At 61.2% G+C, this 12,441-nt stretch carries 12 protein-coding genes; 9 read left to right on the forward strand and 3 right to left on the reverse strand.

Translation table 11 applies throughout. The features are described from left to right. Positions 1 to 5 precede the first annotated feature (5 nt). On the reverse strand, positions 6 to 1,139 hold the full coding sequence (locus tag G7009_RS04610; protein ID WP_445676985.1) for a DUF6035 family protein: 1,134 nt from the start codon (positions 1,137 to 1,139) through the stop codon (positions 6 to 8). Positions 1,140 to 1,601: 462 nt separating this feature from the next. On the opposite strand from G7009_RS04610, the gene G7009_RS04615 reads away from it, so the two are divergent. Then, positions 1,602 to 2,486: a DUF3577 domain-containing protein gene (locus tag G7009_RS04615; protein WP_181128856.1), complete on the forward strand. Its 885-nt coding sequence runs from the start codon at positions 1,602 to 1,604 to the stop codon at positions 2,484 to 2,486. Between the two features lie 185 nt (positions 2,487 to 2,671). Continuing rightward, positions 2,672 to 3,499: a DUF932 domain-containing protein gene (locus tag G7009_RS04620; RefSeq protein ID WP_181128857.1), complete on the forward strand. Its 828-nt coding sequence runs from the start codon at positions 2,672 to 2,674 to the stop codon at positions 3,497 to 3,499. A gap of 45 nt (positions 3,500 to 3,544) precedes the next feature. Here G7009_RS04620 and G7009_RS04625 read toward each other — a convergent pair whose 3' ends face one another. Together G7009_RS04625 and G7009_RS04630 are read right to left on the reverse strand one after the other, a co-directional pair. Further along, positions 3,545 to 4,117, reverse strand: coding sequence for a hypothetical protein (locus G7009_RS04625; protein ID WP_219856436.1), 573 nt, complete (start codon positions 4,115 to 4,117; stop codon positions 3,545 to 3,547). A gap of 113 nt (positions 4,118 to 4,230) precedes the next feature. Then, positions 4,231 to 5,976, reverse strand: a complete 1,746-nt coding sequence (locus G7009_RS04630; protein WP_181128858.1) for an ATP-binding protein — start codon at positions 5,974 to 5,976, stop codon at positions 4,231 to 4,233. Between the two features lie 521 nt (positions 5,977 to 6,497). Between G7009_RS04630 and pilL2 the strand changes: the two genes are divergently transcribed. The 7 genes from pilL2 to G7009_RS04665 are packed head-to-tail and all read left to right on the forward strand — an operon-like array spanning position 6,498 to position 12,434. Next, the gene (pilL2, locus tag G7009_RS04635; protein WP_181128859.1) at positions 6,498 to 7,031 is read left to right on the forward strand and encodes a PFGI-1 class ICE element type IV pilus protein PilL2; all 534 of its coding nucleotides are present in this window, start codon (positions 6,498 to 6,500) and stop codon (positions 7,029 to 7,031) included. Further along, complete coding sequence (locus tag G7009_RS04640; protein ID WP_181128860.1) at positions 7,028 to 7,681, forward strand: hypothetical protein; 654 nt, start codon at positions 7,028 to 7,030, stop codon at positions 7,679 to 7,681. The genes pilL2 and G7009_RS04640 overlap by 4 nt, the downstream gene beginning before the upstream one ends. Positions 7,682 to 7,690: 9 nt before the next feature. Further along, complete coding sequence (locus G7009_RS04645; protein WP_181128861.1) at positions 7,691 to 8,416, forward strand: TIGR03759 family integrating conjugative element protein; 726 nt, start codon at positions 7,691 to 7,693, stop codon at positions 8,414 to 8,416. Further along, positions 8,398 to 8,979, forward strand: a complete 582-nt coding sequence (locus tag G7009_RS04650; RefSeq protein ID WP_181128862.1) for a transglycosylase SLT domain-containing protein — start codon at positions 8,398 to 8,400, stop codon at positions 8,977 to 8,979. The genes G7009_RS04645 and G7009_RS04650 overlap by 19 nt, the downstream gene beginning before the upstream one ends. Then, a complete protein-coding gene (locus G7009_RS04655; protein ID WP_181128863.1) occupies positions 8,976 to 9,503 on the forward strand; it encodes an integrating conjugative element protein in 528 nt (175 codons plus the stop codon). The genes G7009_RS04650 and G7009_RS04655 overlap by 4 nt, the downstream gene beginning before the upstream one ends. A 10-nt stretch (positions 9,504 to 9,513) precedes the next feature. Then, on the forward strand, positions 9,514 to 11,688 hold the full coding sequence (gene traD, locus G7009_RS04660) for a type IV conjugative transfer system coupling protein TraD (protein WP_181128864.1): 2,175 nt from the start codon (positions 9,514 to 9,516) through the stop codon (positions 11,686 to 11,688). Next, complete coding sequence (locus G7009_RS04665; protein ID WP_181128865.1) at positions 11,685 to 12,434, forward strand: TIGR03747 family integrating conjugative element membrane protein; 750 nt, start codon at positions 11,685 to 11,687, stop codon at positions 12,432 to 12,434. Before traD ends, G7009_RS04665 begins: the two co-directional genes overlap by 4 nt. Positions 12,435 to 12,441: the final 7 nt, after the last annotated feature.

The following is a 12,441-nucleotide window of genomic DNA, read 5'->3' on the forward strand; positions in this document are numbered from 1 at the left end:
GTCAGTCACGGCGTGGTGATCAGTTGCTCAGCAATTTCCGGGAATAAGAATGACACTAGCCGATCCCATCGCCGATCGGGCTGGAAAGCTGCGTCACCATCCCGCCACGCGGCCATGTAAGCTTTGACCTTAAGATTTCGCCATTTGCCGGTGCGATCTTGTGAGCGAATTAGAGGTCCCATGTCATGGGCGGCAAGCATCAACCTCATGGCCCACAGGTGCGGCTTGTATCGATCGTAAACGTGGTGTGCGACATTGATCAGTTCCGCATGCCCCCAACCTACAGGCCTCCCTTCGCGAGCAGTGTAAAGCGTGTTCAGAAAGTAAAATGGGCCTTCCGGATCACCCAGGTAGTACGGAACCTTGATTCCTCGCTGCGCAAGGTCAGCGCGGAGTTTCAGCCAGGTTGAAGAGTCCTCTGATGAAGAAAGCCAGAAGGCATGAAAAGCCTGCCTGATTTCATCATCGACAAGCCCCTTCTCTACCGCAGTCTCCGCACGTTCCGCATCGAAGAAGTAAACACGCTGACGCTCGCGCTCAATCGTTAGATCGCCGAAGCTAACCCGTTGAGTTTTTGCCACCCAGGCCTGGCGCCCAAAATCGATAACTGGCTCAGTCCAAGAGCAATCGAGCATCAGTGCCTTGCGCTCCAGTGACAGTTCAAGAGTCTCCTGTGAAACAACAAATGCGTTGCGATTGTTGTTATAGAAAATGTCATCCTGCGTCAACCGGGTTTCACTCGCATCGAAAGCCTTGAATACCCAGAGCAGCAAACCGCCTTCACGCAGGTAAAACTGTCTTCGCTCAGCAATGACCCGTAAGAAGGTGGTCGATAACTGCACCTCAAACGCCACTGGCAGCGTCCCCCTCCAGACAGCACGAACGTCAGGTCTGACTGGTACCGAACATAGGGGGCAACAGTAGAGGGGGCTCCCCGCTGAGATTCCTTCCTGTAGCGCCATCCGCAGCTGAACGGCTTTCTCGTAATGGCTGCCTATCACCTCATGCGAGGTCAGCAACTTCCCGCTTTCTAGATGCATGACTGCAGCGACCGCAGCGTCTGCGACGGCCAAGGATTCAGGTAGAGAGAAAGCCTTATCAGGCATACCACGCACTCCGTTGCTCAGATCAGCAGACATGATAACGGTGTGAAAAGAATTCTGCGGTCGCTATAAGCCGACAAGCTGTATTCGGTTATATGTCGGGCTCGCAGGTCAAGATTCGTGATAATCAGATCGGCCTGTCCAGATGGACAATCTGAAAAGCGCACATGTAACTTACCCGCCTACCTCTCTTGCCTCGACTGACGAATAAGGTCGCCGCCAGTTACCGATTCCTCGTAGCCAAGGAATTCGCGTAGCACCAACCTCCCCTTCATGTTCCGCTGACGTCGTCAGCGACATGCCAGGCAGCTTCGGTCTTCAGGCTGCCCGCGGTTCTTCCGCGTGACCGACCCCGTTCGCAGCGCATCCCTCGCGCGAACGACCACCGGCTTGCCGGTGGCGGATGCAGATGTTCCTCAACCCACCGCGGGGTTACGCACCTCCCCGCTCTGGGTCGGTGTGTCTCCGTGTTCTTGTTCCTAAGTCAGGAGATTCACCATGAGCAGCACTACGTCCAGCTCGAAGTCGTACTTCGACATCCATACCTCTGGCATCGGCTACATCCAACGCGTGCGCGAAGTACCGGTAAAGGGTGGCCGTAAAGCCACTCCCTTTCTCGCCTGTACCGTAGCGGCGTTGGTCGGGCCGGCACAAAACCCAACCCGGCGCTACTTCGACGTGCGGGTTTCCGGCGCAGAAGCCAAGCAACTCGTCCAACCCTACATCGGTATCGATGATCCCCAGCAACGGCCGCTGGTGCGCTTTCGTCTCGGCGACCTCTGGATCGATCCATTTCGTCGGCCCTCGGGCGATCCGGCAGCCAGCATGAAGGCCCGGCTACTCAAGGCCGAGCTGCTGGAGCGCAGTGCCCTGGCCGAAATCGAGTATCACGAGCTGCTGACCCGCGGTATCGGCTACTTGAACAATCCCAGGATGATCCCGAACGGCGGTGATCCATTTCTGTCCTGCTCCATCGCAGCCCTGGCCGGCCCGGTCGACGAGCCCGAGTATCGCTATATCGAGACCACCGTCGCCGACGACAGCGCCCAGCACCTGGTGAAGCGCTGCATTCAGGCCGTTGAAGCGAAGAAGAAGGTGCTGCTGGCCTTCACGCTCAACGACATGAAGGCCGAGGCCTACGTTCGCAGCAAAGGCGAGCACGCCGGTGAAGTGGGCGGCAGCCTGAAGTCGAAGCTGATGCGCATCGGCCTGATCAAGGTCGATGGGGTACAGGTCTATCCGCCGGAATCCGCAGCGCCCGCTCACGAAGACGCTCCCGCGTCCGACGAGACGGTTCGCGCCGAGGACGAAAGCGGTGACGCACAACCCACTGTCACCACTCAGGCCCCTGTCGAGGAGTCTGCGCAGGCGGCTTCGTTCTAACCCGCAGGGCCTACTCCTGGTCCTGCCTCTTCCTCTCCCCCCATGCCCCGGCACTTCGGTGTCGGCGGCATACGCACCACCTCCCTTTATCGCCCCATCCTTCGGGGCTTTTTCATCCCATGCAATCACTGCTTTCGGTCTCCAGGCCGCGCATGCGATTGCCGCCATTCTCAAGGAGAACGACCATGCAACTCGCCTCTCGTTTTGCTCCCCGCTCGCCGATACTGCGCGCCGATCATCCGCTGTCCGATGAGCAGATCCGCGCCGTGGCACCGTCGATCTTTGCCGATACCCCGCATGAGAGCCGGTCCGAGCGCTACAGCTACATCCCCACCGCATCGGTACTGGCCGAGCTGCGCGGAGAGGGTTTCCAGCCGTTCATGGTGTGCCAGACCCGCGTGCGCCACGAGAATCGCCGCGAATTCACCAAACACATGATCCGCCTTCGCCACGCCAGCCAGATCAACGGCAACGAAGCGAATGAAATCATCCTCCTCAACTCGCACGACGGCACCAGCAGTTACCAGATGCTCGCCGGCATGTTCAGGTTCGTCTGCCACAACGGCTTGGTCTGCGGTAACACCGTCGCCGATGTCCGTGTGCATCACAAAGGCAATGTCGCCGAGCAGGTAATCGAAGGTGCGTACGAGGTCCTGCATGGCTTCGAGCAGGTGCAGGAGTCGCGCGACGCGATGCGCCTGATCACCCTGGACGAAGGCGAGCAGGAGGTCTTGGCCCGCTCTGCACTGGCGCTCAAGTACGACACGCCCAACCAGGTGGTGCCGATCACCGAAGCGCAGGTGCTGATGCCCCGCCGCGTCGATGACCGCGGCAGCGACCTGTGGTCCACCTTCAACCGCATTCAGGAGAATCTCGTCAAAGGCGGTTTGAATGGACGCAACGCCCGTGGCCGTCGCCAGAGTACCCGGCCGGTCCAGGGCATCGATCGGAACCTGCGGCTCAACCGAGCGTTGTGGATGCTGGCTGAAGGCATGCAACAGCTGAAGGCCTGAGGCCACGTGGACTACGCCCCTGGTGGGCGTGGTCCGCTGTTTCTCTTATTCAATGGATGCATTATTGTAGAAAAAATATTCGGCGGAGAACGGCGACCCTCCAAAGACAGCTTGGAGGGTTTCAACCACCTCACGAAACTGTTCGTCAAATTCCTTCGCCCTAACGTCGATACCTAGGCGCTTTAGGAACTCCTCAAGTTCGGCATCGGAGAGGCCTAGCTCTATATGATGGCAATAGGTGACTTTCTCCTTTGTGTAGGTAAGGAAGTGCTTCTTCAGGAATTCGACGTCTATTCCGCCATCCAGTTTTTCCTGTCCGGAGGCGTAGTGACCTTTGATGGAGTACAAGACCTTCGGTTTCGTTCCCGCTAAGCTTTCCTTGAAGTGGGACACCATGTGCTTTACTGAGTCTTTGATGACGGAGTGATTGTACTCGGTCTTCGCATAATACTTGCATTGCGTGGCTGTGACGTCGGTCGCAGCCCGGATATCGATATCCTCGATACATTCGACCTCGACAGAATCATCCAGCGAAGCCAGTTGCAAGACGCTGAGTATGGACAGGTCGAACTGGTAAAAATACCCTCGTATAGTGTCAACGGCGCTTCTGTCGGTCATGGCATGTCCAGTTATTAGGCTTCCCTCAGCCTCTGCTAGTCGCTAGCTTTCTTATACGACTAATTACTCCAGTGCAGATATTTTTGCTCGTTTCCGGTCCGACCGTAGCATCACTAAAACTTGGTACGCAACTGCCATTGAATCTGCCGTCGCGCAGTGGAAATAATATCGGCGAATAGCATGGCGGATACGTTTGGCTCCAAATTCTGCATGGGATAATCCCCAGAACGTTTGCCGCCTATGACCAGCACCTTGATCGATTTACTGACGTGTTTGAGAAAGTCGTGTCGGTAACCAGTAGCCTGCTGGTAGTCAGCGAAATTCAGCGCATGCGATGGGCGTTTGAACTCGATCAATAGGTACTCTCCATTGAGATTCTCATTGAGCAGAAGGTCGGGGCGCTTGTTCGCGAATTCGCCCCGATATGTCCGATCAAGGTAGTCCTCAACTTGGCGCTGCAAGGTCTGGTTCGAGCTGAACAAGGAATACTCTGAACCGAAAATCCAGAGATTGTGTTCGATGGCCTTATGCATGGTTGCTTCGAGGGTATCGGCGGTGTTGGCCAATCGCTCTAAATGATCAAGAAAAGTGGAGCGGGCTGAGGCTTGTTCGACTAAGAAAGCCATGTCCGCTAAGCCGAAGTCATTTAGAGAGTCGGCCAGGATAGTCACGTCACGCCGTTGGGCGTCGGCCAGATGCTCCACAACGGTTCGGTAGTCGGAGCGTTCTAACGCTTCCAGCACGACGAAGACGATCGACTCGACCTTGCTGGACGGCTCGTCGTAGTACTTTTCCAATACCTTCTTGATGGCCCGATCCGCATAATCCCGCTTGAACCCAGGCATTGCAGCCAGGCGTTCATGAACTGCTTTCTGTAAGCGAGCATGGGCCATGCGGATTTCTGCCCCATGGGTTTCAGTGAAGGCTGCACGCAGTTTCTCCTGAACATACTCCACGACTCTTTGAAACCGCTCACTATTCTCTACCACTGAGTCCCAACCCGCCGTGACATGCTCACTCAAACCATCGGCTTCGATCTCACCGTACATTTTTCTAAGAAGTTTGGGTGGGAAATCATCGCATTGGTCGAGCCCAAAGAAGCTGGGTTTGCCGACAGCTTTGCCATCCACCATCAAGGTTATGCCCGGTTCGCGCAGGCCGGTCTTGCCACTGCTGATCGAGAAACGTAGCGCTACGTCGCCTGTGTCTGGCAGGCAAATGGCGTCCTCGGTATAAGTGCCTTCCAGATCATCAATAGCCAAGGGCTTACCATCGATAACAATGGTGAAATCCTTTTGGCGTCCGTACTCCTGAATCAGAAGTTGGCGAAGCCGATTGGCGTCTGGATACACGAGCCCCTGATGCAAGTTGGACAGAGTTATCGTGGTGCCGTGCTGTTCAGGGAGGCACACATCGACCTTTGGGCTGAGACGCAGATGTTCGATATCCGCCACCTGCTCCAATTCAGCCAGGCTGAGGGTGAAGCTCACTTCGCTACCGCGTGCTCGGGTCGCCAGAGTCATCACTGATGCCGCCATCAGACCTGCGAACTTGCCAACACCCTTGCGCCCCTTGATGAGACGATGTTTGCCGGCAGTTCGTTCTCCTCGTCTTACCCGGCGATCCGATGCGATTTTCAGGTATTGACTACTGAGCTCTTGAGCAGTCATGCCGGTTCCGTCATCCATGATAATGATCGGTTCATCGCTCATGGGTTCTGGTAGGGTGATAGACACCTGCTCGGCGTCGGCGTCCCAGGCATTGTCGACCAACTCTTTAAGCGCCTTCTCGGTTGAGGAGTACTCCTGGCTCAGAAGGGTCGCCAAGCGCGAGTCGACTTGAAAATACAGCTTTTCCATCGTGCGGTTACTTCGTTGCGTCCGTCCCATCGAACTAAAAAAGGATGCCGATAGGTGGGCCTCAATGTTTGGCGAACTGCCTTGAATCCTTTTTAACCGAGATGAGCCTGCAGTGGCAATGTGCCGTCCTCTTGATGTGGGCTGTGGATTTGGCAATACGCGGCAGGAGTTAATGCCAGTGGCGATTCATTCTGCCAAATACCAGCTCGCCGATAGCGCCCTCCTCCAGCACCTTTGGCCTTCAACTACGGCACCGAACATATCGAATCTGATTGCTCGGCAGCCAACCGTACAAGCCCGCTTCGAGTTATCCACAAAATCTGTGCATAACCCTCTCGATAAGATCCTAATCCCACGACGCATGGGCCTCGGGTTCACCTGCTGATTTTTTGATCGCCGCAGAGTCAGCTGCCCTCTTTGGGCCGCCCTGTAAAACCGGCAACATAGCGATTCCCATTGTTTGCTGATTCGCTCTCGCGTAACGGCGATGGTCTCGGCTCGACCTTGCCGGGAGCCGAGCCATGCACGCCATCCGTTTCTACCGCAGTTGCCTGTTGCTGGCCGCACTGGCGGCCGGCTGTGCAACACCTCCAGCGCCCTATCCCGTTCCCGCAGAGGTCGCGGCTCCGGCTCAGGCTTTGGAGTACGTTCCAGTAGTTCGCTACGGCCGCTACACCCTAGTCGAGCTGACCCCGACGGCCGCCCAGCAGGATCTGCTGTTGCAGGTGGTCGACGTGTCCATTCCCAGCACGCTGCACGCCAGCGTCGGGGATGCGCTGCGGCATGTATTGCAACGCTCCGGCTATCAGCTATGCAGCGGAGGCGACACCGATGCGCTGAGCAGCCTCCCGCTACCAGCGGCGCACTATCACCTCGGCCCTCTGCAACTGCGTGATGCCCTGCTGACCCTGTCCGGGCCGGCGCGAGCGCTGCACGTCGACCACAGCACGCGCAGCATCTGCTTCAGCCAGCCTCACAAAGTGGCTGCTGAAGCGACCTCGGCTATAGCCGATAGCGTTCCCCTGCAAAGTGCAACCGGGGAGCCGCAGCCATGACGATGATGCCCGGCCATGGATCTAGCACGCACGGCCCCCTGATACGGGTCGCTGTAGCCACCTGGCTGCTGCTGATCAGCGGCGCCGTCGCGATCAACCACGTTGCGCTGTCGGGTCTGACGGCCCAGGTCGAAACCCACGCACCTAGCCTGCAGGTCGCTGTGCTGGAAAAGCGTCTTGCCGAACTGATCCAACAGATCGAGTACGTCCAGCAACAACCGGACGCCCTGCCCCAGGCACGCTACGAAGCAGAGCGTGAGGTGCTGGAGCAACGGCTCAGTGCGATCGAGGCGGCATTCGGCAACCAGCCGGCAGCGGACAACCTGCTGCCGCTGCAAGCCCGCCTTGATCAACTGGAAATGCGCCTCAGCGTGCCCCCTCCTGCCCTACCGACTCCGCCACGCCCACGCGCCGCCGCACCCGCCAAACCCAAGGCCATCGAGCCGCCATTCCGGGTGGTCGGCACGGAGCTGCGAGCCGGCGAGCCGTTTCTCTCGATTTTGCCGGCTGCTTCGAACGCACTCGCGCAGGTTCGCCTGCTGCGCCTTGGCGAATCCGAGGCCGGCTGGCACCTAGAGGCCATCGAACCCAATACCGCCGTATTTCGGCACGGTGCCGACAGCCGTCGTCTGCCGATTCCGGCGCGGTAGGAGGGTCAGATGAGGCCTCATCGTATCGCCCCTGCCCTGCTGCTCCTGTTGACGAGCAGCCTGGCCCAGGGCGCGCCAACCCTCAGCAGCGACCACCGGCCCAGCCGCGAGCGACCGGTGGCCATCGAACGTGCCGACGAACAGCATGCCCGCGATTGGGGTCTGAAACTCGAGGAATGGACGCGCTACCGCGACCTGATGCAGGGGCCGCTTGGCGTCTATTCGCCGCACATCGACCCGCTGACAGCGCTGGGTATCGAGGCGCGCTCCGACCAGGAGCGGCAGCACTACGCGGAACTGCAGGTCGCAGCCGAAGCGCAGCGCGTCGAAAAGCTGCTCGCCTACCAGCGGGCCTACGACGACGCCTGGCAGCGGCTCCACGCCGATATGCCGCGCGTCATCCTGCCCGACGCCGGTCTGGCGTTCTCGCCGATGATGCCGGCGACAAGCGGACGGCTCGCCCTGTTCGTCCGGGACGCCTGCCCAGCCTGCGATCAAGCTGCGCTGCGGCTGCAGGACGCCGGCAGGGCGTTCGATATCTACGTCGTCGACAGCAGCGCCGACGACGCGCGCATCCGCGCCTGGGCGCAGCGCATTGGCATCGACCCAGCCAAGGTACGCAGCGGCCAGGTCACGCTCAATCACGACGTGGGGCGCTGGGTGTCGCTGGGGCTTTCAGGCGATCTGCCGGCGGTGGTGCGTCAGGTCGGTGGGCAATGGCAGCGGCAGCCCTAATGTCGCGCCGCACCGTGCTCGCGCTGCTGGCCTTTGCGCTGGCCGGCGCCATCCGGGCAGGGGAAATCCCGCCGCCGGCCTATCAGGTCGCCGCGCAGCGCACCGGCATTCCCTCCACTGTCTTGTACGCCGTGGCGCTGCAGGAGAGCGGCACCCGCGTGGGGGGCCGCCTGGTGCCCTGGCCTTGGACGCTCAACGTCGCCGGTACGCCGCAGCGCTATGCCACCCACGCCGAAGCCTGCATCGGGCTGCGCCAAGCGCTCAAGGACACTCCGGTCACCCGCATCGACGCCGGGCTCGGCCAGATCAATCTCGGCTACCACCCACAGCGCTACGCCCAGCCCTGCGACCTGCTCGATCCCTACCGCAACCTGGCCATCGCCGCCGAGATCCTGCGCGAGCAGCACGTCGCAGGTGAGGACTGGCTGCTCGCCATCGGCCGTTACCACCGCCCTGCTGGCGGCGCGCCGGCTGCGCGCTACCGCCACAGCGTCGGCCAGCACCTGGCCCGCGTACTGGGCGAACCCCGACTGGCGACCCGCTCCCGGAGAAACCTGCCATGAACGCCCTACCCGTACTCGTCGCCTGCCTCTCTCTACCGTGGCTGCCGATGCTCGCCCAGGCCGATGCACTGATCATCATCGAAGATCGTGGCGGCGTCTCGGCCCTGCCGTACTACGAGGCACTGAACCTGCAGCCGCGTGCCAAGGTGAGCGCGCCACGGATTGAGATGCCGCTTCCGCCCGCTGGGGTGGTCAACGAAGCGAGCATGCTCCCGGTGCATTCCTTGCGACTGTCGCCCGGCGTTGTGGCGCGTCGGGTGATCGAGGCGCCCGGGCTGCGGCCGTTCTTTCTCGTCGGCGACGACCAACGCTCGCGCGCCTGGCTACAGCAGCGGGCTCTGCGCCTGCGCGAACTTGGCGCCGTGGGCCTGATCGTCAATATCAGCTCGACCGAGTCTTTGGATGCGCTGCGTGCGTTGGTGCCAGGGCTGCCGCTGTCACCGGTGGCCGGCGACGACCTCGCCGAGCGTCTCGGCTTGCGGCACTACCCGGTGCTGATCACGGCCACCGGCCTCGAACAGTGAAGCGTCGGCCATGGCCCAGTCCCACGCGATCGAGGTGCTGCTACGGCCAGCGGTGGAGCTGTACACCGTGGAGGTCTGCGCCGCCGCCGCGCTGCTGTCCCTGGTGGCCCCCTGGTCGCTGGCGCTGAATCCGACGATTGGCCTGGGCAGCGCACTGGCCTTCCTCGCCTTCGGCGCGATCCGCCTGCGCGATGCGCTGGTGATCCTGCGCTACCGCCGCAACATCCGCCGCCTGCCGCGCTACGTGATGACCAGTCGCGATGTGCCGGTCAGCCAGCAGCGGTTGTTCATCGGCCGCGGATTTCGCTGGGAACAACGCCATACGCACCGCCTGACGCAGACCTTCAGGCCCGAATTCCGCCGCTACGTCGAGCCCACGCCTGTCTACCAGTTGGCGCGCCGCCTGGAAGAGCGGCTGGAGTTCGCGCCGTTTCCACTGTCGAAGCTGGCCAAGCTCACCGCCTGGGACATCGCCTTTAACCCGCTACGCCCGTTGCCTGCGGTCGGCGGCCTGCCCAGGCTGCATGGCATTGAACCGAACGAAGTTGATGTCAGCCTGCCACTCGGCGAACGGGTCGGGCACTCGCTGGTGCTGGGCGCCACCCGGGTCGGCAAGACCCGCTTGGCCGAACTGTTCGTGACCCAGGACATTCGGCGGCGTAACGCGGCCGGCGAGCACGAGGTGGTGATCGTGTTCGACCCCAAAGGCGATGCCGACCTGCTCAAGCGCATGTACGTGGAGGCCAAGCGCACCGGGCGCGAACGCGAGTTCTATGTCTTCCACCTGGGCTGGCCGGATTTCAGCGCGCGTTACAACGCAGTGGGTCGCTTCGGAAGAATCTCGGAGGTGGCCACGCGCATCGCCGGGCAACTCTCCGGTGAGGGCAATAGCGCAGCGTTTCGCGAGTTCGCCTGGCGCTTCGTCAACATCATCGCCCGCGCCTTGGTCGAGCTGGGCCAGCGTCCGGACTATCTGCTGATCCAGCGCCACGTGGTCAATATCGACGCGCTGTTCATCGAGTACGCGCAGCATTACTTCGCCCGGCACGAACCCAAGGCCTGGGACATCATCGTGCAGCTCGAAGGACGGCTGAACGACAAAAACATCCCGCGCAACATGATCGGCCGGGAAAAGCGCGTGGTCGCGCTGGAACAGTACCTGTCGCAAGTCCGCGTCTACGACCCAGTGCTCGACGGCCTGCGCAGTGCCGTGCGTTACGACCGCACCTATTTCGACAAGATCGTCGCCAGCCTGTTGCCGCTGCTGGAAAAGCTCACCACCGGCAAGACCGCGCAACTGCTCGCACCGAATTATGCGGACCTGGCCGATCCGCGGCCGATCTTCGACTGGATGCAGATCGTGCGCAAACGCGCGGTGGTCTATGTCGGCCTCGACGCCCTGTCGGATGCGGAGGTCGCCGCCGCCGTCGGCAACTCGATGTTTGCCGACCTGGTGTCGGTCGCCGGCCATATCTACAAGTTCGGCATCGATGATGGACTGCCCGAGGCCCTGGCGGGTGCCTGGGTGCCGATCAACGTCCATGCGGACGAATTCAATGAACTGATGGGCGACGAGTTCGTGCCGCTGGTCAACAAAGGCGGCGGGGCTGGGCTGCAGGTCACCGCCTATACCCAGACGCTCAGCGACATTGAGGCGCGTGTCGGCAACCGCGCCAAAGCAGGCCAGGTCATTGGCAACTTCAACAACCTGTTCATGCTGAGGGTGCGCGAGACCGCGACCGCCGAGCTGCTCACCCGCCAGTTGCCCAAAGTGGACGTCTACACCACGACACTGGTCAGCGGCGCCACCGACAGCTCCGATGTACGCGGGCCGACCGACTTCACCTCCAATGCACAGGACCGCATCAGCACCGCAAGCGTGCCGATGATCGAGCCCGCCCACGTGGTCGGCCTGCCCAAAGGCCAGGCCTTTGCCCTGCTGCAAGGCGGCCAGCTGTGGAAGATCCGCATGCCGCTGCCGGCCCCCGATCCGGATGAAGCCCTGCCCGAGGATCTCCAACAGCTCGCCGGCTACATGCGCCAGCACTATGCCGAGGCCGGCGACTGGTGGGAAAACCAGGTCCTGCCAGGCCTGCAGGATCAACCGCTGCCCGACGACCTGCTCGACGGCTTTCGCCACCTTGCCGATCCGGACGCTTCCGAAGAAACCGAGGCACGTCCATGAAGGACCCAGCCGCCGCCACCCAGCGCGAACAGGCCCGCCAGCAAGGCATGTTCGCCAGCCTCGTCACCCTGCCGCTGCGTATGCTCGGCGTGCTGATCGGCTCGCTGCTGCTGTCGATCCTCATCGAGTGTGCCGGCATGCACCTGTTCTGGCCCGAGCAGGGCTGGCGTCACGCCCAGGGCATGCTCGACTACGAACTGAATCACCTCTCCACCCACTTCACCCGCAGCGCGGTGGTGCAGGAGCCGGGCCGCACCGCGCAGCAGCTGGTCGAGGGCGCCTACCAATGGCTCTTCGTGAAGACCGGCCTGCTCGACTGGATGAGCCAGGCATCGGCACGATCGCGCGCGCCCAGCCATGCCGATGCCCGCGACGCCCACTACTACATCAGCCAGGTCTATGTCTGGAGCGAGCGCTACCTGATCGCAGCCGCGTTCACCACACTGACGTTCATGGTACGGCTGCTGGTCCTGGTGCTGACGCTGCCGCTGTTTCTGCTGGCCGCCTTCGTCGGCCTGATCGATGGCCTGGTGCGGAGAGATATCCGCAAGTTCGGCGCCGGTCGCGAGTCAGGGTTCATCTACCACCGCGCCAAAGCCAGCCTGATGCCACTAGCCGTCCTGCCGTGGATCCTCTACCTCACCCTGCCCGTCAGCGTGCATCCGCTGCTGGTGCTACTGCCGAGCGCGGCGCTGCTGGGCCTGGCGGTGAACATCACTGCGGCAAGCTTCAAGAAGTATCTTTAGTTCCGGC

It is taken from the genome of Pseudomonas capeferrum (assembly GCF_013523055.1).
Taxonomy (GTDB): Bacteria; Pseudomonadota; Gammaproteobacteria; order Pseudomonadales; family Pseudomonadaceae; genus Aquipseudomonas; species Aquipseudomonas capeferrum_A.

What these genes read in the sequence shown, in the direction of transcription:
- G7009_RS04610 (WP_445676985.1), bottom strand. Translation starts at nt 1,139, where the DNA reads ATGTCTGCTGATCTGAGCAACGGAGTGCGTGGTATGCCTGATAAGGCT.
- G7009_RS04615 (WP_181128856.1), top strand. Translation starts at nt 1,602, where the DNA reads ATGAGCAGCACTACGTCCAGCTCGAAGTCGTACTTCGACATCCATACC.
- G7009_RS04620 (WP_181128857.1), top strand. Translation starts at nt 2,672, where the DNA reads ATGCAACTCGCCTCTCGTTTTGCTCCCCGCTCGCCGATACTGCGCGCC.
- G7009_RS04625 (WP_219856436.1), bottom strand. Translation starts at nt 4,117, where the DNA reads ATGACCGACAGAAGCGCCGTTGACACTATACGAGGGTATTTTTACCAG.
- G7009_RS04630 (WP_181128858.1), bottom strand. Translation starts at nt 5,976, where the DNA reads ATGGAAAAGCTGTATTTTCAAGTCGACTCGCGCTTGGCGACCCTTCTG.
- pilL2 (WP_181128859.1), top strand. Translation starts at nt 6,498, where the DNA reads ATGCACGCCATCCGTTTCTACCGCAGTTGCCTGTTGCTGGCCGCACTG.
- G7009_RS04640 (WP_181128860.1), top strand. Translation starts at nt 7,028, where the DNA reads ATGACGATGATGCCCGGCCATGGATCTAGCACGCACGGCCCCCTGATA.
- G7009_RS04645 (WP_181128861.1), top strand. Translation starts at nt 7,691, where the DNA reads ATGAGGCCTCATCGTATCGCCCCTGCCCTGCTGCTCCTGTTGACGAGC.
- G7009_RS04650 (WP_181128862.1), top strand. Translation starts at nt 8,398, where the DNA reads ATGGCAGCGGCAGCCCTAATGTCGCGCCGCACCGTGCTCGCGCTGCTG.
- G7009_RS04655 (WP_181128863.1), top strand. Translation starts at nt 8,976, where the DNA reads ATGAACGCCCTACCCGTACTCGTCGCCTGCCTCTCTCTACCGTGGCTG.
- traD (WP_181128864.1), top strand. Translation starts at nt 9,514, where the DNA reads ATGGCCCAGTCCCACGCGATCGAGGTGCTGCTACGGCCAGCGGTGGAG.
- G7009_RS04665 (WP_181128865.1), top strand. Translation starts at nt 11,685, where the DNA reads ATGAAGGACCCAGCCGCCGCCACCCAGCGCGAACAGGCCCGCCAGCAA.